The sequence below is a fragment of the Mucilaginibacter conchicola genome (assembly GCF_003432115.1).
Taxonomy (GTDB): domain Bacteria; phylum Bacteroidota; class Bacteroidia; order Sphingobacteriales; family Sphingobacteriaceae; genus Mucilaginibacter; species Mucilaginibacter conchicola.
This window is the reverse complement of record NZ_QWDC01000003.1, coordinates 295,774-320,454: the sequence shown is the minus strand read 5'-3', so window position 1 is coordinate 320,454 and position 24,681 is coordinate 295,774. Positions and strand designations below refer to the sequence as shown.

The following is a 24,681-nucleotide window of genomic DNA, read 5'->3' as shown; positions in this document are numbered from 1 at the left end:
TATAGCCCAAAACTTGTAGCTACATCCAGGTAAAGGGCTCGCCCGATGCAATGTGGGTGATCTTGATACCCGGCAATTTGGGCTGCAGCCATGTAGTTAAATACTCCATACCCGGTTCCTCGCTAAAGGCATGGCCAAGAATGATGAGTGTTTTTTTGTGGCCCAGCAGATAGTTGTCATGGAAAAACTCTGCAGTTTCCCACTCGGCTATTTCACCTACGATAAGCACATCGGCGTTATCTTTTATGGCATTGGTCATCTGCTTTTTAGCACCAGATGCACCGGGGAGAACGGTAATGCGTTTACAGCTTTGCGTAAGATCGCCCACGACGCGCAAATGCGCTATACCTAACGATTTTTTAAGATGCGCAACCAACTGAGGTACGTTTAGCGGTGGTATGTTAATAGTGTAGCGCTCTTTTCCATAATATTTAGTCCAACCTGTTCGCTGCAAAAAACCAACACCAACCGGATCGGGACTCATAGCATGCAGACCGTCATGGAAACGCCAAACGGTTATTTTATGCTGATTCAACAGATCGAGCTTTTCTTTAACGATCGGATTATCGGGCACCAGTTCCTTATCATCCGCATGGTTATAAAATGTAGGCTCGTGCGCAATAATGAAATTGGCGTTGAGCTTTGCGGCCTGCTTTATAACGTCAACGGTAGCAAACATGGTGGTTACAATGCCGGTAATGGTTTGGTTAGGGTCTCCGGCTTTTATGGTATCAACCGTATCTGCCGCAGGCGTAATTTTTCCTTCTTTGCGGATAAGGTCTATCACCTGCTGCACGGTATAGCTTTGGTTGTATGGTACGGCAGCAGAGCCCGGCATAGCTTTAAAAGCCGTCATGGTAGCTGCAAGCGTTGTAGTTTGGGCGATGAATTTTCTGCGGTTGATCATGGATAGAAAAGTTCTTTAAAATGTCATTGCCGTTGCCTTCAGGCAACGGACCATTGGTATAGATATGGCTTTAGCCTAAATCAATTGGGCTAAAGCCCGGATAAATGCCTTTTAACCGTTGGCTGAAGCCAACGGCAATGAAGTTTTTCCTTTATTGGCCTATTAGTTTTTATTCACTCACATCTTCCCAAAGCTCGATAGCATTCCCTTCGGGATCTAAGATGTGGACGAATTTGCCGTAATCATAAGAAGCTACTTCATCTACCACGGTTACACCATTCTTTTTCAATTGTTCAACTAATGCCTCAAGGTTCTCAACGCGGTAGTTGATCATGAAATCTTTTTTTGATGGCTCAAAGTATTTGGTATCATTCTTAAACGGCGACCATACCGTGGTGCATTCCTTATCGGGGTTTTCGTTATCGCGCCATTTAAACAGAGTGCCGTACTGCTCAACAGGGAAGCCGAGGTTTTGAGCATACCACTCGTTCATTTTTTTGGGGTCTTCGCATTTAAAGAAGATACCACCAATGCCGGTTACTTTTTTCATGATGTGGGTTAGTTTAATGCAATAAACAAAAAAGCACCGGCAAATGCCGGTGCCTTAAATATACGTTTTAGTAATTATTTTCCGTTTGATGCCGGTACGCCTGCAGGTGGTGCAGGTGGCGGTGGCGGCGGTGTACCTGCCGGTGCCTGGCCGGGGCGTTGTGCGCGTGGCAACTCAGATGCCCTTATAATTTCAGGGTGAGATACACCACGATGGCAGCTGTAGCAGTTTACGCTGCTTTCTACCACAACACCTGTACTATCTTTTTTAGAGTGGAAATATTTTTTGTTGATAGCCTGCGTCATCTTGAACATGTCGCGGGCCATTTGTTTCTCTGGTTTGGCATCACTGGCGAAATCCATTTTGTTGGTTTCCTGGTTGCGCTCATGGCAAAAGCTGCAACGGGCCCCCAGGGCGTGCTCCCACTCTTCCATCACCTCATGCATCTGCTTTTCGGTGATATTTTTTGGTAAAACTTTAAGGTTCTTAAATTTAGGCTCGTCGGCTTTTTGTGCTACAGGCGCCATGGCCATAAACACTACAGCCGAGGATAAACCCAATATGGCTATTAGTTTGGTGTTAAATTTCATTGTTAAGCGTTTAAACGTCTAATTTAAACATTAAAACCACAATGACAATAGTGTGACAATCTTTTTACACAACTAAACAGTAAAGGCGCCAACCATTTCCATACTCACATCCCAAAGCTTTTGGCGGCACTTTTCATCAACTGCATTGGCTGATGGATTTACCGGGTGTCGGTCTTTAAAGTACAACCCGCTTTTTGAATCAATACGCTGGGCAGTTGCCAGGTATACAGAAGTTTGTGCACCGGTTTCGGCAGTGATCATGAACGGGCGGGCCAACCATAATAAAAGCTTGCCAAGGCCGCTTACCCCTATGCCAAAGGATGTATTTACCAAACCCGGATGCAATGCAAAAGCACTAATACCCTTTGTACCGTACTTTGTAGCCAACGAACGCGTAAAGTATATATTAAATAGTTTGGCATTACCATAAGCCTTCCATGGCGAGTATGGGCGAGTTTTCCATTCCAGGTCGTTAAAGCGTAGTTGGGTATAGCGGTGCGCCTCAGAGCTTACATTGATAATACGCGCCTGCCCGCGCTCTAACAATGGCATAAGACATTGCACCAGCAGGAAATGGCCAAGGTGGTTCACGGCAAAGGTCATTTCGTGGCCATCTACACTCTCTTCGCGCGTAGCGAAAATACCGCCTGCATTATTTATCAATACATTGATGCCCAGCAGACTGCTGCGCAAAATATCGGCAGCGTTGCGTACGCTTTCCAGGTCGGCGAGGTCGCAGTGCAGCACATAAACGTTCTTGTTTTTTGATGCGGAGATGATCTCGTCTTTTACTTCCTCACCTTTTTCAACGTTACGGACCAGCATGTAAACAGCATGACCTTTTGTAGCAAGTGCTAAAGCAGTTTCGCGACCGATACCCGATGTGGCACCAGTGATAACAGTAGTAATAAAAGGCATCTCGGTTTGTAAAATTAACTTGGTAACTCAAAGGTAATGGTTTTAAATGCATCGTCAAATACCAATCAGTGGTTGTAGTACAAAGAGTTATGCACATTGCCTTTGTTAAAATTTGTTAAAAAGATTTGCACAAATACGAAATAGTCGTAAATTTACGAAAACATCGTAGAAATGGAAAAATTATCACCTCAGGAAGAAGAAGCAATGCAGGCTATCTGGCAAACCGGCAAAGCTTTCATAAAAGATATTTTAGAGCAGATGGCAGACCCGCGCCCACCGTACACCACCCTGGCATCAACGGTAAAAAACCTTGAGCGCAAAGGATTTGTAAACGCCGAAAAAATGGGCAACTCGTACCGCTACTCGCCGGCCATTGCCGAGGAAGAATATAAAGCCCGTTTTATGAACGGCTTTGTAAGCGACTACTTCAAAAACTCATATAAAGACCTGGTTACCTTTTTTGCCAAAGACAAAAAGATAAGCGCCAGCGATTTGCAGGAGATCATCAACCTCATCGAAAAACCTAAAAACTAACCATTATGCCTGCCTTATTTGTTTTTTTGCTAAAAGTGAACCTGGCACTGCTGCTGTTTTGTGCCGGGTACTACCTGGTGCTGCGCCCGCTTACTTTTTATACGCTTAACCGCGTATACCTTGTAGCGGCCATCCTGTTTGCAACGGTGTATCCTTACATAGACCTTACTGCTTTTGCGCAACGCCACGAGAACCTGGCCAAACCCGTACAGGTGGTGATGTACAAATGGCAATTACCTGCCGAAGAAATGCTAAGCAAGCCCGATTACTGGCAATGGGCAACAGTAGCATTCTGGGTTGGGGTGGTTGTATTGGGCATCCGTTTTACGATGCAACTGTTCTCGCTTCACATGCTGTACCGCAACTCAAAGCCTCAACGTATCCATAGCCACGATGTGAGGGTAATTGAAGGCGAAGCCGCCCCCTTCTCTTTCTGGCGAAGTATTTATATCAATCCGGCCAATCACTCGCAAAACGACCTGGAAGCTATTTTACAGCACGAGCAGATTCATGTGAATGGCTGGCATACTTTAGATATCCTGCTGGCCGAGCTGAGCTGCGTGTTCTACTGGTTCAATCCCGGCATCTGGCTCATGAAAAAGGCAGTGCGCGAAAACATCGAATTTATTACCGACCGCCGCATCCTCAACAACGGCATAGATAGCAAAAGCTACCAGTACAGCCTGGTTAACGTAAGTTTTAACAGCCAAACGCCAGGCATTGTAAATCATTTCAATCTGTCAACCATAAAAAAACGCATTATCATGATGAACGCAAAAAGATCTTCGAGGGTTAACCTTACCCGCTATGCATTTGTAATACCTGTTGTAGTTTGCTCGCTGCTGGTATTCACCATATCAAAAGCAGAGGTAGCCAAACCATTTACTATCAAATTAGCCAATGCAATTAAACCGGTAACCATCGCTATAAAAGAAGCCGCCAAAGATGCAGGCATAGCCTTTGCTGATACCGTGCCGGCTAAAAATAAAGCTATTTATACTACTAAGAGAGATACCGCCAAACGTAAGCTTACCGAAGTATACCTTATAAAAAGCGATACCGGTAAAAAAGCGGCATTTACTATAAAACTGGATAAGCCGAACAGCCTGGATTCGGCAAGGATAGTGGTAGATGGCAAACAAATCAGCAAAGAGGAGCTGGCTAAACTTAACCCCAATACTTTAGCAGGTGTAACCGTTATTAAAGGCGATGCGAAGGCAGAACCGGCAACTATATCTATCATCACCAAAGACAGCGAAGAAGGCAAAGCAGCTATGATGAACTCTGTAGTAGAAAATCCCATCACCAAGATCACTATCAATGGTGTAGCCAAAGATCCTGCAAAACTTAGTGCTAAAGAGAAAGAAGTAATTGCATCGTTACCAAATTCTCAGGATCTGAAAGGAAAAATATCACAGGTTGTAATAACCCGCCGTGCAGATGCTTCTGCAAATGCAGGTCCGCTTAAAGAAGTGGTGATAGAAGGTAAAAATGCCGATCATATTTTTCTACAATTAGATAGCGCCAAAACGGTGAATGGCGTAAATGTTAAAACACAAACCTATTCTACTTTTAGCACAGGCATCAGCACTTCAGATGTGCCAAGAGCTATCTCCGGCGTAAGGCTATACAGCGCCCGCAGAGATAATAAAATATCTGATAAGGTTATTGTGATAGATGGCAAAGTAGCTACCGAAAAACAAATGAAAAAGCTATCAGCTTTTGATATCGAAAGCATGAGTGTAGCAAGCGGCAACTCGCCTGATACGTTACAGAAATACGGCGAAAAAGCTAAACAGGGCGTGGTTTATATCACCACCAAAAAAGCTAAGAATTAATAATAAGATCAGTTAATAGTTTACAAAAAAGGCTCCGCAAGGGAGCCTTTTTTGTTTGTTAATGGTTGGTTATTTTAAACCAAAAGTAAGGTAACCACCATCTACCACTACTTCGGAGCCGCTAACGTAGGTTGCTGCTTCTGATGACAGGAACAACACGGTGTTGGCTATCTCATCTGCAGTGCCTAACCTTTGTAATGCTGTAAGGGTAGCAATGTGTGCTTTGGCTTCGGCAGGCAATGCGCCTTCCAGTCCCGGGGTTTGTATAGGGCCCGGGCTAACAACGTTAACGCGGATCTTTCTCTCAGCCAGTTCATTGGCAGCTATCTGTGCAACTTTGTTCAGCGCGCCTTTGGTTGATGAGTAAATGCTGGTACCCAGGTTTGATGCCGTTGCCACTACCGATGAAGTGAACACTACCGATGCACCATCTTTTAAATGCGGCAGAAACTTTTGCAGTGTAAAGTACGGGCCCTTTACGTTGGTGTTAAACTGGTAATCAAACTGATCTTCGGTAGCCTGTTCAATTGGCGCAAAGGTGGCCACACCTGCGTTAAGGAAAAGTACATCAAGCTTTTCACCGCTTTGTGCAAAAGACTGTTCAAGCACGGCGATATCAGATACTTTTGAGGTATCAGATAACACGGTTTTCAGGTTGGGGCTGTTGATCTCAGCAGCGGCTTTCTCCAGGTTATCTGCTTTGCGGCCGGTTATCCAAACATTGGCACCTGCGTTTATAAATGCTTTTGCGGTTGCGAATCCTATACCGGTTGTTCCGCCGGTTATTACTACGTTTTTGTTTTGGAAACTCATTGTTATGTTTTTTAAATTTAACACCGCAAACCTATGGTTATTAAATTTATTTCAGTTACTTTGTAACTAAAAGTAACAGTAACATTTGAGTAACCAAGTAACTTATGACTGACGCAACACTTGAACTTACCGACATAGCACCAACCTGCTGCCCCATTACCAATAAAAAAAATGTAATGGCAGTGCATGATGCCATGGATGTGCTGAACGGCAAATGGAAGATCTCCATTATCTCATCCATCTGCTACTTTAACAAGCGCAGGTTTTCTGATATTTTGAATGACGTTGAAGGCATCTCCAATAAAATGCTGAGCAAGGAACTGAAAGAGTTGGAAGCCAATAAACTGATAAGCCGCGAAGTATTAAATACACAACCTATAACCGTTGAGTATAGCTTAACCAACTATGGCTTAACACTAAGGGATATTATCAACATGCTATCCGCATGGGGCGTAAAACACCGCGAAGTAATTGTTGGTAAACGTAGCGAGGCTTAACTGGCTACGGCAAGCTTCTCATGCTCCAGCAGGTCTAACAGTGCTTTCTCGGCAAGGTTCAGTTCTGCGGAATGGATATCTTTGTCTCCATCCAGTTTATCGATGTATTTAAAGATGGTTTTATCCTCATAACTTTTGATGACCGATGGGTGCACGTAGTACTTTTTGCAAACCGTGCGGGTGTTTCCTAAATTGATGGCCACCTCATCAAGCACGCTTACTATTTTGCGTTTGCACTCGGTAAGGGTATCAAATTCGCCGGCTTCTTTAAATGCGTAAAGGGCGCTCACACTGCCTGCCCAGGTGCGGAAATCTTTTGCGGTAAAATCTTCGCCGGTAATTTCCTTCAGATAATCGTTTATATCGCCCGAGCCTATGGTGCAGCGGCTGCCGTCCTCGTTGTAGTATTGAAAAAGCTCTTTGCCGGGGATGTCGCGGCATTGCTTCACCAGTCGTGCCAGTTTTTTACTTTGCAGCGCAACTTTGTGCATCACCCCTTTCTTGCCTTTAAACTCGAACTTCATTTTGGAACCTTCTATCTTCACGTGCCTGTCCATGAGCGTGGTTAAACCAAATGAGCCGTAAAGTTTTTTGTACGATTCATTCCCAACACGAATGCTGGTCAGTTCCATCAGTCGCACTACAAGAGCCACCACTTTCTCGTGGCCGAGGTTGCGGCGGTTAAGATCATGGTCTACCTGCTTGCGGATAGCCGGCAAATGCGCGGCAAAAGTTTGCAGGCGATGGTATTTAGATTGATTGCGGATCTGGTTCCAGTGCGTGTGGTAGCGGTATTGCTTGCGGCCCGCAGCATCGGTACCGGTAAATTGCAGGTGACTGTTCTCATACGGCGAGATCCAGACACTGGTATAAGCTGGTGGTATAACCAGGCTGTTGAACCGGTGGATGAGTTCTTTATCCTTCACGGTTTTGCCTTCCGGGTCGAGATACGTCCACCCCTTGCCTGATTTTTTGCGGGTATAGCCGGCCGTTGAGTCTGATACATACCTCAGCCCCACTGCTTTTGCCGTTATCTTAGGGTCGCGGCCAATCTTCTCTAATTTCTGTATCAGGCGGTTCATGTGTTAGGGATAACATGCTTTTAAGTCGAAAGTTTTAAGTCGGGAGTCTTAAGTCATAAGAATTTTTATTAATTCATAAAAGAAACCGCCATGTCATTTCGAGCGAGCAGCAGGGCGGGCATGTACGGTTGTGGTGACGAGAACCGGAACGTAGTGAAGCTCATCGAAGATAAATCTTGTTAGTTATGAAAAACCGATGCTTAGCATTAATAACAAGATTTCTCCTCGCTACGCTCGTTCGAAATGACAACGCAGTTACCGTCATGCCGAATTTATTTCGGCATCCCACGCGCTAAGTAAGCGTCGACTTAGCGTGTGGGGCCCTGAAACAAGTTCAGGATGACTTAGATATTAAAAAATTGTCATTTCGAACGAGGTACGAGGAGAAATCTTCTGCACCATACCTTCTGCACCATACCTTCTGCGCGAAGAAGATTTCTCCTCGCTGCGCTCGTTCGAAATGACAACGAAGAGTTGATTTGGAAATATTAGTATATGTCATTGCGATCCGCCGGTTGGCGGAGAAGCAATCTCGTCGCTTGCAGATGAACGCGATGAGATTACCCCCTCGCTACGCTCCTCGCAATGACATAATTTTTGAACTTTGAACTTAAAACTTTCGACTAAAGACTTTTCAACACCCCAACCACATACTCTACCTGGTCTGCGTGCACATCCAGGTGCGTTACAAAGCGGATGCGATGTTTATCGGTGCTGCTGGCTTTTATGCCTTTGGTGGCAAGTTTCTCTAATACGGTATCGGCTGGTTCAACCGTGTCAAATAATACGATATTGGTTTCAACAGGGATAATGTTGGTTACCCACTGGCAATTGGCCAGCTCATCGGCCAGGATGCGGGCGTGGGCATGGTCTATCTGCAGGCGCTCAACATGATGATCTAACGCGAAGATACCCGCTGCGGCTAAAAAGCCTGCCTGGCGCATACCGCCGCCCAATACTTTACGGATACGACGTGCATACTTGATGGTCTCTTTATCAGCTAACAAAACTGAGCCTACCGGTGCGCCTAATCCTTTAGATAGACAAACCGATACACCATCAAAATAATTGCCGTAGTTAACTGCCTTATCACCGGTGTGGGCAAGGGCATTAAATATGCGGGCACCATCAAGGTGCAGTTTTAAACCACGCTCTTTACAAAGTGCGGCAATAGGTGCTATCTGGTTAAGGGTATAACAGGCACCGCCGCCTTTGTTAACGGTGTTCTCTAACACAACTAAGCTGGTATGCGGATAGTGGATGTTCTCGGCGTTTATCTCCGGCTCTATCATCTCTGCGGTCAAAATACCACGATAGCCATTCAGCAAACGGGTTGATACTGCCGAGTTAAATGCTATGCCCCCACCCTCGTAACGATAAACGTGGGCCGTTTGGTCGGCTATAAGTTCATCAAGGGGCTGGGTAAAACATTTTATGGCTATCTGGTTGGTCATGGTGCCTGATGGGCAAAAGATCCCGGCTTCCATACCAAACATTGCGGCGGCTTTTTCTTCCAACGTGTTCACAGTTTCGTCCTCGCCAAACACATCATCGCCCACTTTGGCGCTCCACATGGCCTCAAGCATTCCCGGGGTGGGTTTGGTAACAGTATCGCTGCGCAGATCAACGTTCATCATGTCACAAATTCTTTTATATTTGGTTTCAAATCTAAACCATTATGCGAAAAATCCTACTTATCATTTGTATCTTAAGTGTTACGCTCAGCGCCAGGGCGCAACTGTTTGGCAAGCATTACGACGAAGGCGCTTACTATGATCTGGATAACGTTAAACACACGGGGCTTATCTCGTGGTCGCCGCCTGCAAAATCAATATTTGGAGGCAATGGCGATCAGATCTATTTTAAGCCCGAAAAAAAAGCTGAAAAGATAAAGCTTACAAACTCTCAAATTAAATCGTTTCTTGTAAAAAAAGACAGCGTTACTTTAGACAGCTTTGTAGTATCGGCAAATAAGGAAGTTGCTTATTCTCCGTTCCTGCAGGTCGTATTAAATAATGCCGAAATCAAATTATATAGCTTTTTGCAAACAGCAAGTGCCGGTGGCGGTATGTACGGCGGCGCAAGTGGCGCAATGATGATGCAGCCGTATAGATCATGGGGTATAACTGATTATTATTATGGCAGCAACCCCAACGATGTGGTAAAACTCACTAAAAAGAACTTTGCAGAAGTGATGAGCAAAATAATGGCCGATAAACCTTTGGTTGTTGAAAGCATAAATAACAAAAAAATGCGTTTAGGTTTAGGAAAAATGGATGATGTACTTTTCTTTTATAAAAACGGCTATTTACCCCCGCCGCCGCCAACAGAAAATATAGACCAGACCGTTGCTCCCTGATAATTAACACCCATGCGTAAACTATTTCTGTTATTCATTTTCGTTACAACCGCAACTATTAGCCGTGCCCAGTTAAGCAATGTACAGTTTGACCAGGGAATGGTTTATCATACCACCGGCGAGGTTTTCCGAGGGCTGGTGTCATGGTCGCCCCCGTCAAAAGGCCAGTATCCTGATGGCGACCAGATCCTTTTTAAAAATGAGGGCTCGCCGGATATTTTCCCTATCCCTTATTTCAAGATCAAGTCTTTTACCATGGGTGCCGATAGCTTTGTGGTATCAACCAACATCAACCTAAAAAACAGCCCCATTTTACTGGTTGAGGTTGATGGCCCGGTTTGCCTTTATGCCGCCAAGATATTTAAACAGGGTTTCCCATTGCTGATAGGAAGCGGCGGTGGTGGCGGCAACTTTGGCGTGGGCATGGAAGTTGGCACCCACATTGGCCGAGGGGTGCGCACCAGTTATTACTTCGGTAAAAACGCAAATACAGTTACCAAACTGGATAAGAAAAACTTTATTGAAACCATGAGCACCGTTTTAGCCGACAAACCTGATGTTGTTGCTAAAATTAAAGACAAAACTTTTCGTTATGGTGACATGGATGCCCTGCTGAAATATTACTACACAGGTAAACTCCCTGCAACTGATACAAATGGACCACAATAAATCATTCACTGCTTTACGCCGTACAGCTTTCGTTTTTGTTTTGGTGATGATAGCGCAAGCTGCCAGCGCCCAAAAATGGATGCCGGGCTATTTTATTGATATTAAAGGCAACAAGGTTGAGGGTTTTATATACCCTAACCCCGGTGGTAAAGGCCCTATTGCAAACGAGGGTTTCATCAATTTTAAAGACAGCGAAAAATCTGAGCCCTACTCGCTTGCCACCAGCGATCTGCAATCATTTGTGGCCGGCAGAGACAGCTTTGTGGTAGCACACGCCCCCGGCAACGAGACCTGGGCCAAACAGGAATTTGATTTTGTGCGCGTAGCCTTAAACGAGGAAATAAAAATTTACGCCACCCGTGGTGCAGGAAGCGGCGGTGGCGGTGGTAAAAAGGTACATGTATCGCCGGGCGTAGGTATTGGCGGTGGCACTTACGGCGCATCATACGGTGGCGGCCTGGGTATCTCCATTGGCGACGGCGGTGGCGGTAACAGAAACAAGCTGAGCTACTACTATGGCGGCAATACAGCCACCATGCACCACCTTACCGACGAGAATTTCCGTGACATTATGAGTGAGGCCATGGGCGATGAACCCGAGGTAGTGCAAGAGATACAAACCGGCAAATACAACCTGCACAGTATCGAAAAACTGATAGCATACTTTAACAAAGTGAAGGCCTCGCATCAGCAGTAAAAAGGCTGCAAAAATTCTTTAAAACTTTTAAGGGTAAAAAATGTCATTATGTGCATAAACTGACTGCTCATAATGGCTCAAAACACTACCCCGCCCGCTCCTCGCCCGCGCAAGGAACTCACGTATATTGAAAAAGTATGGCACACCGTTGCCATTGTTGCCCTTTTGGTTGTATCTATCCTGATAGCCCGCGTTGCCTTCAACGTGTTGCTGATGATACTGGCCGGTTCGCTGATTGCTGTTTATTTTCACGGCCTTGGCGATATGATAGAGCGCAACACCAAATGGAACCGCAAGGTGTGCATGACCATCTCGGTAGCGGGTTCATTTATTATATTGGGTACCTTACTTTGGTTTATGGGCACCACCATACAAGGCCAGATAGCAGCCCTTAGCGATACTCTGCCCGAAACCATCAATAACTTTAAAACAAAATTTGGATCAACCCCGCTGGGTGCAAAAGTACTGGAGTATTTTACCCAGGACGATAACAGCGACAAAATGATGTCGACCGCGCGCAGTTTCTTTAGCACCAGTTTTGGTGTGTTGGGTAATATCTATATCATTATGTTTTTGGGCATATTTTTCTCAACTCATCCTTCGCTTTATAAGGATGGCATTGTTAAACTTTTCCCGCCACAAAATAAGCCGATGGCCCGCAAAGTGATAAACCGTACCAGCCAGGCGCTAAAAGGCTGGTTAAAGGGCATGATGTTATCCATGGTGCTTATTTTTGTAATGATAGCCAGCGGTTTATGGATAATAGGAATACCCGTAGCATTGGTATTGGCCCTACTTACTGCATTATTAAAACTCATCCCTAACTTTGGTTCATTAGCCGCCATGATACCCGGCGTATTACTGGCGCTTACTAAAGATCTGAATACGGCCATCATAACGGCATTGCTCTACACCATATCGCAAACCATTGTAAGCAATATTGTAACCCCGCTCATCCAAAAAAAGATGATCAATATACCGCCGGCTTTAACCATCATCAGCCAGGTTATTATGGGGGTTCTGTCAGGCGTGCTGGGCATTATACTGGCCGTACCACTGCTATCTATCATTATTATTTTGGTGGATGAGATCTACGTAAAAAAGATAAATCCTGATGAGCCGGATGATGACGAAGTGGGCGTAAGAACGGCAAATGCGGATTAGTGTTAGTCATTTAGTCATTCGCTACGCTGTCATTGGGTCATTGGACTTAAAACCCATGTCATTGCCGCGTCGCTTCGCTCCTCGCAATGACATATTGATACAACAAAAAAGGCCCGTCTGCAAACCAGACGAGCCTTTTTTAATTTTGAATTTTAACTTTTTACTTTTATTGTCCTTGCGCTAAGGTATAACCGATCTTGCCGTCAAATTTCATCAGGAACTCAACAGAACAGATCTTAAAATCGTCGGACAGTTCACCGGCAATGTGCAGGATCTCTTTTTGAGAGATAACGCCGCCGTCTTTTTTCTCAACACGGATACGGTATTCGTTCACCAACTCGGTGTAGATAGAGCCTGTTGGCCAAACCTGTGTACCACGGTTTGATATCATTACCAGTTTAAGGTTCTCGTTCAGTTTCTTCTGGGCAAGCTCGGCCAGCTCGTTAGGTTGCTTGTTACATTCAACAAACACGTCAACACCAACAATTTCTTCTTTGGTATCTTTTTTAACAACGGTAAGCTTGTTCTCGGTAAGATGTTTTTGATTGGCTTTGTGCGGGGTATCAGGCTGGGCAATAACTGCACCTTTAGCGGGCGTTTGGCCCATGTTACCGATAATGGCATCAGCAAAAGCTTCGGTATTGGCAGATGGTGTAGCTCTGTCGCCGAAATCGCCGGTGTGTACGCCCTGCTCTAAAGTGTAAAGCAATGCATTCTCAATGTTAGCAGCAGCGGTGGTGTAACCCAGGTAACGCAGCATCAGGATGCCTGATAACAACAACGCCGTAGGGTTAGCAATACCTTTACCCTGAATATCAGGAGCGGTACCGTGTACAGCCTCGAAGATAGAGATGTTATCGCCAATGTTAGCAGATGGTGCAAAGCCCAAACCGCCAACTAAACCGGCACAAAGGTCAGATACGATATCGCCCTGCAGGTTGGTTAACACAATAGCCTGGAACATCTCCGGGCGCGATACCAGTTTCATGCACAGGTCATCAACAATAATGTCTGATGATTCGATATCCGGAAACTCTTTAGCTATCTCGTAGAAAGTTTCAAGGAACATACCATCGGTGAGCTTCATGATGTTAGCCTTGTGGCCACAAGCCAGTTTGGTATAACCTTTACGGCGGGCCATTTCAAAAGCGTAACGGATAACCTGGGCACTGCCCGGGCGGGTGATGATACGGCGGCCAACAGCTACGTCGTTGGTTAACAAGTGCTCAATGCCACCGTAAGTATCTTCAATATTTTCGCGAACGATAGTTAAGTTGATAGGGATACCTGCTTTAGAGAAAACGGTATCAACACCATTTAATGAGCGGAAATCGCGCTGGTTAGCGTAGGTGTTCCAAACTTTACGGGCAGTAACGTTGATACTTTTAACGCCCTTGCCTTTCGGGGTTTCCATAGGGCCTTTAAACAGCAGGCCTAAACGTTCAATGGTTTCTTTTGCGGCAGGTGTCATACCTGTAGAGTGCCCTGCATCGAAATAAGACTTACCCATTTCAACGTATTCGTACTCAAGCGGAACATTAGCGGCTTCAAATATGCGAAGGACGGCGGCCATAATTTCGGGGCCTATACCGTCACCTTTAGCTACAGCGATCTTTGTGCTCATAGTGTGGTGTATATGTGGAGTAAAAACGCTGCAAAGGTAGGCTTTTTAAGCCTATATTTAAAGGTTTTACGGCATTTATTGTCGGCTTAACATTTTATTAAAACGGACTAAATATGTTATTAGAAAATGGTTAAAAAGATGGCATTTACCGCGCCGCTATATTCCGCTTAGATACATTCTTTTACTTCCGTTTGATAAAAAACCGGCAACATCCTAAGCTTAAAGCAATCATTTAAGAATAAATAGGTTAAATTTGCCCCCACTTACATGAAAGCATTTTACGGCGATTTAAGATTAGGAATTTTAGGCGGCGGCCAGTTAGGCCGTATGCTTATACAGCAGGCTATTAATTATAACGTTACCGTTAAAGTTTTAGACCCCGACCGCGAGGCCCCGTGCCGCCGCTTGTGCAACGAGTTTGTTGTAGGCTCGCTTAGCGATTACGAGACCGTTTACAACTTTGGTAAAAAGGTTGACCTGCTCACCATCGAAATAGAAAAAGTGAATGTTGATGCCCTGGAACAACTGGAACGCGAAGGCGTAATGGTTTATCCGCAATCGCGCATTATACGTTTGATACAGGATAAAGGCCTGCAAAAACAGTTCTTTAAAGAGAACGAGATACCAACGGCCGAGTTCCAGATTATATCGTCTGCAGAGCAATTAAAAGCAAGCAGCATCCCTTTCCCATACATCCAGAAACTGCGCCGCGATGGTTATGATGGCAAAGGTGTTTACAAGGTGGTTGATGAAAGTTACCTTGCCAAAGCCTTTACCGAGCCAAGCCTTATTGAGCGCTGGGTTGATTTTGAAAAAGAGATAGCCGTTATAGTCGCCCGTAACGAGAACGGCGAAGTAAAAACCTTCCCAATGGTAGAGATGGAGTTTAACCCCGAAGCCAACCTGGTCGAGTTTCTGATACAACCTTCTACCCTGCCTTTCGAGATCCATCAGGAAGCGGAAGCTATTGCAAAGAAAATTGCTGATACCTTAAAGATAGTAGGCATACTGGCGGTAGAAATGTTTCTGACCAAAGACGGTAAAGTATTGGTGAACGAACTTGCCCCGCGCCCGCATAACAGCGGCCACCAGAGCATTGAGGGCAACGTGGTGTCGCAGTTTGAACAGCACCTGCGTGCTATCTTCAATCAGCCATTAGGTGATACCACCTGCTTAAGCAACGCCATTATGGTGAATGTTTTAGGCGAGGCCGGCCACGAAGGCCCTGCGGTTTACGAAGGCATAGAGAAAATATTAAAACGCGAAGGCGTTTATGTACACCTTTACGGCAAAGCACTAACCAAACCCTTCCGCAAGATGGGCCACGTTACCATTGTTGATGCCGATCGAGAGAAAGCAATTGAGAAAGCACGCTTTGTGCAGCAGACGTTGAAGGTAATTAGTTAGTTGATAGTTCATGGATCATAGTTCATAGTAAAAACATAGATACTGTTTTAAATGGCATTTAGATTTGAAGAGCTTCAGGTTTGGCAGAAAGCCATGGTTATGAATGAAAAGATCAATGAACTTGCTAAGACATTCCCGAAAGACGAAATATTCGTACTTACATCGCAAATAAAGAGAGCAGCAGATTCTGTAGTTTTGAATATCGCCGAAGGTTGAACAGGACAGACCAAACCTGTTTTTAAAACTTTTTTAAGTTATTCGCTGAGATCGGCTATAGAAGTTGTAAGCTGTTTATTCATCGCAAAAAGCCGGGGTTACATTCAGGATGATAACTTTGCAACATTATATACAGAGTATGAAGTATTGGTGAAGATGATAACATCGCTACGAAATACACTTTGAATTACTGCCATGGACCATCATCTATGAACCATGAACTAAAAACTATGAACCCAAAAGAACCAAAAGTAGCCATTATAATGGGCAGCAAATCAGACCTGCATGTGATGCAGGATGCTGCCGACGTTTTGAAAGAATTAGGTGTTGATTACGAGATAACCGTGGTATCAGCCCACCGCACGCCTGATAGGATGTTCAGCTATGCACGTGCCGCGGCAGATCGTGGTATAAAAGTAATTATTGCCGGTGCAGGTGGTGCAGCGCATTTGCCGGGTATGGTGGCATCATTAACGCATTTGCCTGTAATTGGTGTACCGGTAAAATCAAGCAACTCTATTGATGGCTGGGACTCTATCCTGTCCATCCTGCAAATGCCTAATGGTATCCCTGTAGCTACCGTAGCTTTAAATGCGGCGAAAAATGCGGGCATACTGGCTGCGCAGATATTATCTGTTGCTGATGAGTATTTGACTAAAAACCTTATCGCTTTTAAAGACGATCTTAAAAAGAAGGTTGAGGACAGCGCAAAAGAAATGGAAGGAAATGGATAACCGGTATAAAAACCGCTTACACCGATACTTCGTTTATTATAGAAAGTTTATTACTACATTTAAAAATTAATCAATTAAATAAAAAGTTATGGGATTAGGTGCACCAGAGATCATTTTGATCATCATCGCGATATTGTTATTATTTGGCGGTAAAAAAATACCTCAATTAATGCGTGGCCTTGGCCAGGGTGTTAAAGAGTTTAAAACAGCCCAGGAAGACGCTAAATCATCTGTAAAAGAAGACTAAAAAATAAAAGGCCCGATCAAATGACCGGGCCTTTTTAATTTTTAGTTTATAGAGAGGTTTAGAAATTATACCCAACGCGGAAACCTATTTGGCTTAGCGTTCCGTTGTTTGACCAACCTTCATAACGCACACCGATATCAAACCCACCCTCAATGGTGTAACCAATACCAGGCGAGTAGGCAAATGAAGTAGTTGAACCACTTGCTGTACCAAACACGGCACCTAACTGACCTTCGCCATAAAAGCCCTGGCCGCCAAAGTAATATTTAAGACCTGCTTTTACCGGGATAAAACCATCTGAGCCACCGCCCAATTCGTCTTTAACTTTTAAAGAAGTGTAACCGCCAGAGATAGTAACAAAAGTAGAAGGCGCTACGGGATGCTCATATTTTAAATTACCACCAAGCGCAACGCTGTAAATATCACCGTAATCGCCAATCGGAAAACCGCCATCAAAACCGATGCTGAAGCGTCCCTTTTCTGAACTGGTTTGTGCTGATGCCGTAAAGGCCGTACCGGCAACTATAGCCAGTATGAATAATAATTTTTTCATAAGTATTTGTTGTATAAGATTAAATGTTGAAAGCAAATCTAACACTTATCTGCAAACAGACAATACTTGCAGTTAAAAAATACAAAGCCCAAAGCAATAATACTTTGGGCTTTATAAACATATATCTTGTTTTGGTTAGAAACTATAAGCTAAACGGGCGGCAACCTGGCTAAGCGTACCGTTTTTAGACCAACCTTCGTAGCGTACGCCAATGTCAAAATTAGGCGTAAATGCATAGCCAATGCCCGGCGAATAGGCAAACGCAGTAGCGTTACCACTGTTATCGCCAATACTTTCGTGTAAAAAAGCAGCACCTATCTGTGCTTCACCGTAAAAGCCCTGGTCAAAGAAATATTTTACGCCAACTTTAACAGGGATGGCAGAAAAGCTATAATCAGCAGCCTTGGCTTCTTCATTATTTAAAAACTTAGAATAACCCGCAGAACCGGTGATGAATACATTCTCTGCAACAGGATGCTCATATTTCAATGAACCGCCAATGATAAGGTTAGATGCGTTTTTTGCATCACCCAAAGGAAGGCCTACTTCAACACCAATGCTGAATTTACCCTGAGTTGGTGATAATGCAGCAGATGTTCTTGTTGTAGTGGTAGTTGTAGCTGCCACCGGTGCCGCTTTAGGTGTAGTAGTGGTAGTAGCGGTTTTGGTGGTGGTGGTACTTGCCGTAGGCGACGATTTTGCCGCTGCGGTTGTTCTGGTTGTGGTTACCTTTTTCTTTTTTACCGTTCGTGTTTGCGCCTGGGCCGCAACTGATAAACCGCATACTACGGTTACCAGTAATAATACTTTTTTCATAAGTGTGTATAAGATTAATGTTGGCGACAAAACTAACACATATATTTAAAACAACAACATCCGTAGTTAAAAAACAAAAAGCCCGAAGCAAAAAACTCCGGGCTTTAGAAATTTAATTGTTGTTTGGATAATACTTAGAAGCTGTAAGCTAAACGCGCAGCTACCTGGCCAATAGTACCATTGTTTGACCATGCTTCGTAACGCACGCCAAGGTCAACATTAGGGCTAAACTGGTAACCAATGCCTGGTGAATAAGCAAATGCAGTACCGCCACCGCTTTGAGTAGAAAAAGCAGCACCTAATTGCGCTTCGCCGTAAAAGCTTTCGGCAAGGAAATACTTAACACCCACTTTTACAGGCACGAAACCAGCTGCCGAGTTTTTAAAAGTACCCAAGCCCGGTACAGTAACGTCTTTACCGATAAAGCTTGTGTAACCTGCAGAACCGGTAACAAAAGTACCTTCGGCAACCGGCTGGTCATATTTCAACGAACCACCAATACCAAAGCTGTAGCCATCGCCAAAGCTGCCTAATGGTAAACCCGCTTCAACGCCGATGCTGAATTTGCCTGTTTCTGATTTTGATTGTGCTTTTGCAGCAACTGTTAAACCGCAGATAACGGTTAATAGAAGTAATACTTTTTTCATGATAAAAAAATTGTTATAAGATTTAAACTAAAGCAAAGTTAGGTACAAATAATACAGTTAAGCAATACCCTATATTGGGTATTTAATACTATTAAATACGCCTCTGCTTTTATTTGAAGATATAGACGGGGGTATTACCTCAATCGTTACAGGTATTTTTAAATACAGCTGTAATAAACTGATAAACAGGAAGAAATATTTAATAAATATAATTACTAAGCGTTGGTTAGCTTAATAAAAATGCTCTCGAGCGATGCATCACCATTCTTGTTACGCAAGCCGGCAAGCGTATCATTAGCTACAATATTACCTTTATTAATAATGATCACATTATTACATACGGCCTCAACTTCCTGCATGATATGGGTAGAGAGGATAACGGTTTTGGTTTTACCAAGATCACTGATCAATTGACGAATACCTACCAACTGGTTTGGGTCGAGGCCCGAGGTGGGTTCATCCAGTATCAACACCTGCGGATCATGCAATATGGCCTGCGCCAGCCCTACCCTTTGGCGGTAACCTTTTGATAGCTGCCCTATCTTTTTGTGCTGCTCGGGGCCAAGGCCGGTTTGCTCTATTACTTCGGCAATTCGTTTCTCCGGCTCATGAATATGGTGGATACCGGCAACAAAGCCAAGGGCTTCTTTTACGTACATATCGGTGTACAGCGGGTTACTCTCGGGCAGGTAGCCTATACTGCGTTTCACCTCAAGCGGATGTGTACCAATATCAAAACCCGCAACCGTAGCCGTACCTTCTGATGGCGGAAGGTAGCAGGTAAGCATTTTCATGGTAGTACTTTTACCCGCACCATTTGGCCCCAAAAAACCAAGCACACCCGTACCAGCCTCAAAGCTGATGGCGTTAACTGCTTTCTGCTGACCGTAAATTTTGGTTAATGCGGCTACCTGTATGCTCATGCGGTAAAGTTATTGGATAGATACGAGATTTGAGATATGAGATTTGAGATTTGTTGAGGTTGAATATCGAATAACGATTGCTGAAGCGGGCTGCCCTAATATGTTTTTCTTTTTATGATGGTATTATGCAATTCTTCATTTGTAAGTAATGGGACATATTCAGGATTTTCAAATACATCTTTGCAATAACCACACCTGTAAGTGTTTTTCTTGGTGACAATAAACCAACTAAACCAAATTACACCGACTACTAATGATGTAGCCATTGTCACCATACTGCCAAATAGTCCAACTAATACCACACCATCTACATCAGTTTCTTTACGCATGCCGTCGAATATAAAATAACCGAAACCGAAAATACACAAGCAAATAATTATCCTTTTAAAGAAAATAGTTCTTGAGCGTAACTTTATGTTATCACTTTTGCATTTAGGGCAGACAGACCGCATGTTCGCCATGGTAAAGGTTTTATAATGCTGTAACAGAAAACCTGCTATCAAACAACTGCATTTTATCAGTTACTTTTGAATTGATACCGCTTAGGGCAACGGTCATAGCACCTTGTTTGCCATTAGCATATTTATATGTTAGTTTAAAAGGTGCGTTATTATCGGGCGTAAGCTCAACATGGGTAATTGTTACCTTTTGTTTATCTGCTTTAAGCCATAACTTTTTATTGACCAAACTTTTAAGCTTCTCATAATCGGCCGCGGGTGCAAAATTGGGCATTGCGCTATCGTCGGCATTTTTAAAGTATTGGAAATACATAACACCATCTTCCCGGTTCAACTTTGCATGGTTACTACTTACAATGCCCACCAAAGCAACCACTCTCCCGGCATCTGAGGCCGGTGTAAAGGGCAGTTCCTCTGTTTCGCTTGCCCATTTGTGAAGGAGATAACCATAGTCCTTTTTGTTGCTATCAACCGGCAGTAAGACGTACTTCTCGCCTATGGTTTGTTCAATGCTGCGTGGGGCATAAAACCGGCTATCAGCTTTCTGCTGCCCGTAAGTAGCAAAGGAAAATAGTAAAGCGATTGCGGTTATAACGATTTTACTCATGGTTGCCAAGATAGTAAAGTGGGAAGATATAATCTGTAATTGTGTTGATCCTTTGATCACATAAATGATGGTTTAGAAGAACGCGGTTAGATTCTTCGCTCACGCTCAGAATGACAGCGGGTTAGTTATTCTGTAGATTCTGAAAATTTTGATTCAGACAAACTGCGTTAGCGATTGCAGTGGATACCGGCCCCTGCGCGTAAGGCGTGTGCCATAGGCATCCCTTCGGGGCAGGCGTATGAACGGAAAGCGCGGCCCGCAAACTGGCGGGAACGCCAATGAATTAAAATTTGTCAGTCTGAGCTTGTCGAAGACCTGTGAGCGCGCTGAGTGGTTCGAAAGGCTCACCACTACAAACTACTTCATCATTCTAAGATCAACATTCATTATTCGATATTAACACCTTTAATATTAGCCTCTAAAATTTATCTTTGCCCTTACTATGAGCAATCAAACTGACGATCTATTTAAAAACGTAATATCACACGCCAAAGAATATGGCTTTGTTTTCCAGAGTAGCGAGATCTATGATGGGCTTAGCGCCGTTTACGATTACGGCCAAAATGGTTCTGAATTAAAGAACAACATTAAAACCTACTGGTGGAAAGCCATGGTGCAGATGAACGAGAACATTGTTGGTATTGACTCTGCCATTTTTATGCACCCTACCATCTGGAAAGCCAGCGGCCACGTTGATGGCTTTAGCGACCCGATGATTGATAACAAGGACAGCAAAAAACGCTACCGTGCCGATCAGTTAATCGAGGACAAAATTGAAGACTACTGGAATAAGGCTTTTTCAGATTTAGACGATTATTTTAAAAGAAATGAGATAACTTTTAGTTCTACTGAAGAAATTGACTTAAATTTTGTTAAAGAAAATTTCAGAAATCCTGAAGCGGGCCAAACGATTGTTGATATTCATTCAACTAATTTTTCTGAAAATGTTAAAAGAGCATATCTCTTTATAGCAGATGACATCAATGCTAAAAATGCGTTGGAGTTATTCAAGTCTTTTACTGATGCTTTAATTTCTGAAGACTTATCAAAACTTCGAGACATAATCATTGAACAAAATATTAAATGCCCGGTAAGCGGCACTGCTAACTGGACGGATGTACGCCAGTTTAACCTGATGTTTAGCACGCAGGTGGGTGCTATTGCCGATGAGTCTGAAACCATTTACCTGCGCCCGGAAACGGCACAGGGTATATTTGTGAACTACTTGAACGTGCAAAAATCGGGCAGGATGAAGATCCCGTTCGGTATTGCGCAAATTGGTAAGGCTTTCCGTAACGAGGTAATTGCCCGCCAGTTCATTATCCGCATGCGCGAGTTTGAGCAGATGGAGATGCAATTCTTTGTTCGCCCGGGCACACAGCGCGAGTGGTTTGATAAATGGAAACAAACCCGTTTAAACTGGCATTTGGCTTTAGGTACCGCGCCTGAGAAATACCGTTACCACGAGCATACTAAACTGGCCCATTATGCCGATGCTGCTTTTGATATCGAGTATAACTTCCCGTTCGGTTTTAAAGAAGTTGAAGGTATCCATAGCCGTACCGATTTCGATTTGAGTCAGCATGAGAAATTCTCGCGCAAAAAAATGCAGTATTTTGACCCTGAGGTTGACCCTGAAACAGGAAAACCTTATGGTAACTATATCCCTTACGTAATTGAAACTTCTATCGGTTTAGACAGGATGTTCCTGCTTACGCTGATAAACGCCTACGAAGAAGAAGACCTGAGCACCGAAGAGAAACAGGATAGCCGCACCGTGTTACGCCTGCATCCTGCCCTTGCGCCGGTTAAAGCCGCTATTTTCCCATTGACCAAAAAAGACGGCCTGCCGGAGAAAGCCCGCGAGATAATGGATAAATTGAAGCTAAACTTTAACCTGCAATACGAGGAGAAAGATGCTATCGGTAAACGTTACCGCCGTCAGGATGCTATTGGTACGCCTTTCTGTATCACGGTAGATCACCAATCGTTAGAAGACAATACCGTAACCATCCGCCACCGCGATACCATGGCCCAGGAGCGTGTAAACGCCGATGACCTTGACCGCATTATAGGCGACCTGGTTAGCTGGAAAAATGTGTTGTAATTATTTACACCAATAAGTTTTAAGAAGCCCTGCCAAAAGCGGGGCTTTTTTATTTGCGGCACTATCGGTTTAGCAGGATTTATTTATCTTTAGGGCTACTTAAACCCTATTAATTTAACATGAAGAGAATTCTACTCGCACTATTGTGTCTTATCCTTTCCCCAACACTTATTTACGCCCAGTACGAACCGCCTTTGATGGAAGAGTTTTTAAAAGGTGTAAAAGGCATCAACAGTTTCTCGCTTAACGACCACGTAAGCATCATCCAGATCAACAACGATAATGAAAATTTTCAGCTGATGGCTGTTGATGATAAAATGCGTGTGCTTTGGAGCAATACCTATCCCGGCTATGCCCTTTCTGTAGATAGGTTTAAAGGCAAGGTGGTGGCCCTGGTATCTACAGATCACAGCTTTTTTAAAGGCGCTAATGATACCTACAAAGCTTACCTGGTTGACCCTGCCACCGGTAAACTGATAGTTGATAAAGTAATTTACACCGGCCCCAACGAGTACCGCTGCTTTGCAGAGTTAAGCACCGGTAATGGCGATTACATGAAACTCCTGGTAAGGCAAACCGGCCTTAAACGCAGCATGAAAGTTGCGTTGCCCGGCCCTTTCGCATACTTTTCTTTTAAAGCTTACCGCAGGCAAAATATCCAAACCACAGCCATGCAGATATTGGATTATGATGAAAAGCTTAACGTGGCCAGTACCATTAGCCCTATTATCTCAAACGGCAATTACATAGGCACCAGTTGGAACAAGCACGGCGACATGTTTATTAGCTGGTTAAACGGCCCCAACATCGAGATCTCGCGCTATGATGCCGGCAAAACGGCACCATCAAACCAGATGGCGCTTGATGGTGAGTTTAAAGAGAACAAAGACTTTGACCCGGCCGATCTGCTTTCTTTTAAACCATCTGATGTTGATAATAATGTATTGTACTACGGCATGTTCTTCCGTTCGCAGGATAAACAAATGGTGCTGAACATTGGCAAATTTGATTTTGCCACCAACAAAAAAGAATACAGCAACGAGGTTTTCACCAAAGACCACTTAAAACAGATCAAAAAGAATTTTGTACCTATTGATAAAAAGATAGACGAAAATGATGCCGGTGATGCGCGTGGTTTCGGCATTAAGTACATCAACGAGATAGACGGCAAGTTGATAGTGAGTTTTGCAGCAAACTCGCAATTGGTAAGTAACCGTGGTTCGTATTTCATGGAAGCAACCACTATTATAAACGGTTATGATAAAAACCTTCAGCCAAAATTCCAGGTGTTGCTGCCATCAAAAAGCGGTTCGCCGCACCGCACGCTGGAGACCGGTTACCATTTCGTGAACAACAAGCTGCACATCATTTCAAACAGCACCGAGCACTCAAACTCGGGCTTATACGCCGTGCTCGATGTAAACACCGGCAACTGGGATAAGATGGCTTACCTGTCGAAAAAACACCTCAACAAAGATGATTTTTCTGACGGCCCTAACATCCTCTGGTTTAAAGATTGTTTCCTGGTGCCCTACTTTGACCCCAAAGGCTGGACACAAAGCAGCTACAATATTGCCTTGCAGCAAAACACATATTAATAAAAAAGCCCCGGAGAAACCCCGGGGCTTTTTTGCTATTCACGCGTCATTGCGAGGAACGAAGCAATCTCCAAACTGTACAGGGCCGCTTTGCCCTAAAGAGATTGCTTCGTACCTCGCAATGGC

General features: G+C 44.0%; 26 protein-coding genes and 1 pseudogene. 13 read left to right on the top strand and 14 right to left on the bottom strand.

What is annotated here, in order from left to right; genetic code table 11:
* Nucleotides 1-19 precede the first annotated feature (19 nt).
* The 4 genes from D0C36_RS18080 to D0C36_RS18065 form a co-directional block, all read right to left on the bottom strand.
* Complete coding sequence (locus tag D0C36_RS18080) at nt 20-907, bottom strand: Nif3-like dinuclear metal center hexameric protein (RefSeq protein WP_117393062.1); 888 nt, start codon at nt 905-907, stop codon at nt 20-22.
* Nucleotides 908-1,076: 169 nt separating this feature from the next.
* Nucleotides 1,077-1,457: a VOC family protein gene (locus tag D0C36_RS18075; RefSeq protein ID WP_117393061.1), complete on the bottom strand. Its 381-nt coding sequence runs from the start codon at nt 1,455-1,457 to the stop codon at nt 1,077-1,079.
* A gap of 74 nt (nt 1,458-1,531) precedes the next feature.
* Nucleotides 1,532-2,047 carry a c-type cytochrome gene (locus tag D0C36_RS18070; protein WP_117393060.1) on the bottom strand — a complete coding sequence of 172 codons (516 nt, stop codon included), beginning with the start codon at nt 2,045-2,047 and terminating at the stop codon, nt 1,532-1,534.
* Between the two features lie 72 nt (nt 2,048-2,119).
* Nucleotides 2,120-2,965, bottom strand: coding sequence for an SDR family oxidoreductase (locus tag D0C36_RS18065; RefSeq protein WP_117393059.1), 846 nt, complete (start codon nt 2,963-2,965; stop codon nt 2,120-2,122).
* Nucleotides 2,966-3,136: 171 nt separating this feature from the next.
* Here D0C36_RS18065 and D0C36_RS18060 point away from each other — a divergent pair, with 171 nt between their 5' ends.
* Together D0C36_RS18060 and D0C36_RS18055 are read left to right on the top strand one after the other, a co-directional pair.
* Nucleotides 3,137-3,499, top strand: a complete 363-nt coding sequence (locus D0C36_RS18060) for a BlaI/MecI/CopY family transcriptional regulator (protein WP_117393058.1) — start codon at nt 3,137-3,139, stop codon at nt 3,497-3,499.
* Nucleotides 3,500-3,504: 5 nt separating this feature from the next.
* On the top strand, nt 3,505-5,337 hold the full coding sequence (locus D0C36_RS18055; protein ID WP_117393057.1) for a M56 family metallopeptidase: 1,833 nt from the start codon (nt 3,505-3,507) through the stop codon (nt 5,335-5,337).
* A gap of 69 nt (nt 5,338-5,406) precedes the next feature.
* Here D0C36_RS18055 and D0C36_RS18050 read toward each other — a convergent pair whose 3' ends face one another.
* The gene (locus tag D0C36_RS18050; protein WP_117393056.1) at nt 5,407-6,150 is read right to left on the bottom strand and encodes an SDR family oxidoreductase; all 744 of its coding nucleotides are present in this window, start codon (nt 6,148-6,150) and stop codon (nt 5,407-5,409) included.
* Nucleotides 6,151-6,254: 104 nt separating this feature from the next.
* On the opposite strand from D0C36_RS18050, the gene D0C36_RS18045 reads away from it, so the two are divergent.
* Nucleotides 6,255-6,647, top strand: coding sequence for a winged helix-turn-helix transcriptional regulator (locus D0C36_RS18045; RefSeq protein ID WP_117393055.1), 393 nt, complete (start codon nt 6,255-6,257; stop codon nt 6,645-6,647).
* Here D0C36_RS18045 and D0C36_RS18040 read toward each other — a convergent pair.
* Nucleotides 6,644-7,729 (bottom strand): DNA topoisomerase IB, encoded by a 1,086-nt coding sequence (locus tag D0C36_RS18040; protein WP_117393054.1) that lies wholly within the window; start codon nt 7,727-7,729, stop codon nt 6,644-6,646. The genes D0C36_RS18045 and D0C36_RS18040 overlap by 4 nt on opposite strands.
* A 623-nt stretch (nt 7,730-8,352) precedes the next feature.
* Complete coding sequence (locus D0C36_RS18035) at nt 8,353-9,366, bottom strand: threonine aldolase family protein (protein ID WP_394339850.1); 1,014 nt, start codon at nt 9,364-9,366, stop codon at nt 8,353-8,355.
* A gap of 41 nt (nt 9,367-9,407) precedes the next feature.
* Between D0C36_RS18035 and D0C36_RS18030 the strand changes: the two genes are divergently transcribed.
* The 4 genes from D0C36_RS18030 (at nt 9,408) to D0C36_RS18015 (ending at nt 12,618) form a co-directional block, all read left to right on the top strand.
* On the top strand, nt 9,408-10,088 hold the full coding sequence (locus D0C36_RS18030) for a hypothetical protein (RefSeq protein WP_117393052.1): 681 nt from the start codon (nt 9,408-9,410) through the stop codon (nt 10,086-10,088).
* 12 nt (nt 10,089-10,100) lie between these two features.
* Entirely contained in the window at nt 10,101-10,757 is a 657-nt protein-coding gene (locus tag D0C36_RS18025; RefSeq protein ID WP_117393051.1) for a hypothetical protein, read from the top strand.
* On the top strand, nt 10,744-11,454 hold the full coding sequence (locus tag D0C36_RS18020) for a hypothetical protein (RefSeq protein WP_117393050.1): 711 nt from the start codon (nt 10,744-10,746) through the stop codon (nt 11,452-11,454). Before D0C36_RS18025 ends, D0C36_RS18020 begins: the two co-directional genes overlap by 14 nt.
* Before the next feature lie 72 nt (nt 11,455-11,526).
* Nucleotides 11,527-12,618 (top strand): AI-2E family transporter, encoded by a 1,092-nt coding sequence (locus tag D0C36_RS18015; protein WP_117393049.1) that lies wholly within the window; start codon nt 11,527-11,529, stop codon nt 12,616-12,618.
* A gap of 166 nt (nt 12,619-12,784) precedes the next feature.
* Here D0C36_RS18015 and D0C36_RS18010 read toward each other — a convergent pair whose 3' ends face one another.
* On the bottom strand, nt 12,785-14,242 hold the full coding sequence (locus D0C36_RS18010; protein ID WP_117393048.1) for an NADP-dependent isocitrate dehydrogenase: 1,458 nt from the start codon (nt 14,240-14,242) through the stop codon (nt 12,785-12,787).
* Between the two features lie 267 nt (nt 14,243-14,509).
* On the opposite strand from D0C36_RS18010, the gene D0C36_RS18005 reads away from it, so the two are divergent.
* The 4 genes and pseudogenes from D0C36_RS18005 to D0C36_RS17990 all read left to right on the top strand — a co-directional run bounded on the left by D0C36_RS18005 (nt 14,510) and on the right by D0C36_RS17990 (nt 16,846).
* A complete protein-coding gene (locus D0C36_RS18005) occupies nt 14,510-15,649 on the top strand; it encodes a 5-(carboxyamino)imidazole ribonucleotide synthase (protein ID WP_117393047.1) in 1,140 nt (379 codons plus the stop codon).
* A 51-nt stretch (nt 15,650-15,700) separates the two neighbouring features.
* A pseudogene (locus D0C36_RS18000) lies at nt 15,701-16,051 on the top strand (four helix bundle protein).
* Nucleotides 16,052-16,095: 44 nt separating this feature from the next.
* Nucleotides 16,096-16,599 carry a 5-(carboxyamino)imidazole ribonucleotide mutase gene (purE, locus tag D0C36_RS17995; RefSeq protein WP_117393609.1) on the top strand — a complete coding sequence of 168 codons (504 nt, stop codon included), beginning with the start codon at nt 16,096-16,098 and terminating at the stop codon, nt 16,597-16,599.
* A gap of 88 nt (nt 16,600-16,687) precedes the next feature.
* Nucleotides 16,688-16,846, top strand: a complete 159-nt coding sequence (locus D0C36_RS17990; protein WP_117393046.1) for a Sec-independent protein translocase subunit TatA/TatB — start codon at nt 16,688-16,690, stop codon at nt 16,844-16,846.
* A gap of 58 nt (nt 16,847-16,904) precedes the next feature.
* Here D0C36_RS17990 and D0C36_RS17985 read toward each other — a convergent pair whose 3' ends face one another.
* The 6 genes from D0C36_RS17985 to D0C36_RS17960 form a co-directional block, all read right to left on the bottom strand.
* Nucleotides 16,905-17,399, bottom strand: a complete 495-nt coding sequence (locus D0C36_RS17985) for a hypothetical protein (protein ID WP_117393045.1) — start codon at nt 17,397-17,399, stop codon at nt 16,905-16,907.
* A gap of 135 nt (nt 17,400-17,534) precedes the next feature.
* Nucleotides 17,535-18,215, bottom strand: a complete 681-nt coding sequence (locus D0C36_RS17980; protein ID WP_117393044.1) for an outer membrane protein — start codon at nt 18,213-18,215, stop codon at nt 17,535-17,537.
* A 134-nt stretch (nt 18,216-18,349) separates the two neighbouring features.
* Nucleotides 18,350-18,862 carry an acyloxyacyl hydrolase gene (locus D0C36_RS17975; protein WP_117393043.1) on the bottom strand — a complete coding sequence of 171 codons (513 nt, stop codon included), beginning with the start codon at nt 18,860-18,862 and terminating at the stop codon, nt 18,350-18,352.
* A gap of 215 nt (nt 18,863-19,077) precedes the next feature.
* The gene (locus D0C36_RS17970; RefSeq protein ID WP_117393042.1) at nt 19,078-19,785 is read right to left on the bottom strand and encodes an ATP-binding cassette domain-containing protein; all 708 of its coding nucleotides are present in this window, start codon (nt 19,783-19,785) and stop codon (nt 19,078-19,080) included.
* Nucleotides 19,786-19,880: 95 nt separating this feature from the next.
* Nucleotides 19,881-20,114, bottom strand: coding sequence for a hypothetical protein (locus tag D0C36_RS24400; protein WP_147322035.1), 234 nt, complete (start codon nt 20,112-20,114; stop codon nt 19,881-19,883).
* A 142-nt stretch (nt 20,115-20,256) separates the two neighbouring features.
* On the bottom strand, nt 20,257-20,850 hold the full coding sequence (locus D0C36_RS17960; protein WP_117393040.1) for a hypothetical protein: 594 nt from the start codon (nt 20,848-20,850) through the stop codon (nt 20,257-20,259).
* 442 nt (nt 20,851-21,292) lie between these two features.
* Here D0C36_RS17960 and D0C36_RS17955 point away from each other — a divergent pair, with 442 nt between their 5' ends.
* Nucleotides 21,293-22,957: a glycine--tRNA ligase gene (locus D0C36_RS17955; RefSeq protein ID WP_117393039.1), complete on the top strand. Its 1,665-nt coding sequence runs from the start codon at nt 21,293-21,295 to the stop codon at nt 22,955-22,957.
* 119 nt (nt 22,958-23,076) lie between these two features.
* The gene (locus D0C36_RS17950; RefSeq protein WP_147322034.1) at nt 23,077-24,555 is read left to right on the top strand and encodes a hypothetical protein; all 1,479 of its coding nucleotides are present in this window, start codon (nt 23,077-23,079) and stop codon (nt 24,553-24,555) included.
* The last annotated feature ends 126 nt before the right edge of the window (nt 24,556-24,681 follow it).

What these genes read in the sequence shown, in the direction of transcription:
- D0C36_RS18060 (WP_117393058.1), top strand. Translation starts at nt 3,137, where the DNA reads ATGGAAAAATTATCACCTCAGGAAGAAGAAGCAATGCAGGCTATCTGG.
- D0C36_RS17980 (WP_117393044.1), bottom strand. Translation starts at nt 18,215, where the DNA reads ATGAAAAAAGTATTATTACTGGTAACCGTAGTATGCGGTTTATCAGTT.
- D0C36_RS18080 (WP_117393062.1), bottom strand. Translation starts at nt 907, where the DNA reads ATGATCAACCGCAGAAAATTCATCGCCCAAACTACAACGCTTGCAGCT.
- D0C36_RS18015 (WP_117393049.1), top strand. Translation starts at nt 11,527, where the DNA reads ATGGCTCAAAACACTACCCCGCCCGCTCCTCGCCCGCGCAAGGAACTC.
- D0C36_RS18070 (WP_117393060.1), bottom strand. Translation starts at nt 2,047, where the DNA reads ATGAAATTTAACACCAAACTAATAGCCATATTGGGTTTATCCTCGGCT.
- D0C36_RS17975 (WP_117393043.1), bottom strand. Translation starts at nt 18,862, where the DNA reads ATGAAAAAAGTATTACTTCTATTAACCGTTATCTGCGGTTTAACAGTT.
- D0C36_RS18010 (WP_117393048.1), bottom strand. Translation starts at nt 14,242, where the DNA reads ATGAGCACAAAGATCGCTGTAGCTAAAGGTGACGGTATAGGCCCCGAA.
- purE (WP_117393609.1), top strand. Translation starts at nt 16,096, where the DNA reads ATGAACCCAAAAGAACCAAAAGTAGCCATTATAATGGGCAGCAAATCA.
- D0C36_RS18065 (WP_117393059.1), bottom strand. Translation starts at nt 2,965, where the DNA reads ATGCCTTTTATTACTACTGTTATCACTGGTGCCACATCGGGTATCGGT.
- D0C36_RS18025 (WP_117393051.1), top strand. Translation starts at nt 10,101, where the DNA reads ATGCGTAAACTATTTCTGTTATTCATTTTCGTTACAACCGCAACTATT.
- D0C36_RS18055 (WP_117393057.1), top strand. Translation starts at nt 3,505, where the DNA reads ATGCCTGCCTTATTTGTTTTTTTGCTAAAAGTGAACCTGGCACTGCTG.
- D0C36_RS18030 (WP_117393052.1), top strand. Translation starts at nt 9,408, where the DNA reads ATGCGAAAAATCCTACTTATCATTTGTATCTTAAGTGTTACGCTCAGC.
- D0C36_RS24400 (WP_147322035.1), bottom strand. Translation starts at nt 20,114, where the DNA reads ATGCGTAAAGAAACTGATGTAGATGGTGTGGTATTAGTTGGACTATTT.
- D0C36_RS17985 (WP_117393045.1), bottom strand. Translation starts at nt 17,399, where the DNA reads ATGAAAAAATTATTATTCATACTGGCTATAGTTGCCGGTACGGCCTTT.
- D0C36_RS17970 (WP_117393042.1), bottom strand. Translation starts at nt 19,785, where the DNA reads ATGAGCATACAGGTAGCCGCATTAACCAAAATTTACGGTCAGCAGAAA.
- D0C36_RS18075 (WP_117393061.1), bottom strand. Translation starts at nt 1,457, where the DNA reads ATGAAAAAAGTAACCGGCATTGGTGGTATCTTCTTTAAATGCGAAGAC.
- D0C36_RS17960 (WP_117393040.1), bottom strand. Translation starts at nt 20,850, where the DNA reads ATGAGTAAAATCGTTATAACCGCAATCGCTTTACTATTTTCCTTTGCT.
- D0C36_RS17990 (WP_117393046.1), top strand. Translation starts at nt 16,688, where the DNA reads ATGGGATTAGGTGCACCAGAGATCATTTTGATCATCATCGCGATATTG.
- D0C36_RS17955 (WP_117393039.1), top strand. Translation starts at nt 21,293, where the DNA reads ATGAGCAATCAAACTGACGATCTATTTAAAAACGTAATATCACACGCC.
- D0C36_RS18035 (WP_394339850.1), bottom strand. Translation starts at nt 9,366, where the DNA reads ATGATGAACGTTGATCTGCGCAGCGATACTGTTACCAAACCCACCCCG.
- D0C36_RS18005 (WP_117393047.1), top strand. Translation starts at nt 14,510, where the DNA reads ATGAAAGCATTTTACGGCGATTTAAGATTAGGAATTTTAGGCGGCGGC.
- D0C36_RS17950 (WP_147322034.1), top strand. Translation starts at nt 23,077, where the DNA reads ATGAAGAGAATTCTACTCGCACTATTGTGTCTTATCCTTTCCCCAACA.
- D0C36_RS18050 (WP_117393056.1), bottom strand. Translation starts at nt 6,150, where the DNA reads ATGAGTTTCCAAAACAAAAACGTAGTAATAACCGGCGGAACAACCGGT.
- D0C36_RS18040 (WP_117393054.1), bottom strand. Translation starts at nt 7,729, where the DNA reads ATGAACCGCCTGATACAGAAATTAGAGAAGATTGGCCGCGACCCTAAG.
- D0C36_RS18020 (WP_117393050.1), top strand. Translation starts at nt 10,744, where the DNA reads ATGGACCACAATAAATCATTCACTGCTTTACGCCGTACAGCTTTCGTT.
- D0C36_RS18045 (WP_117393055.1), top strand. Translation starts at nt 6,255, where the DNA reads ATGACTGACGCAACACTTGAACTTACCGACATAGCACCAACCTGCTGC.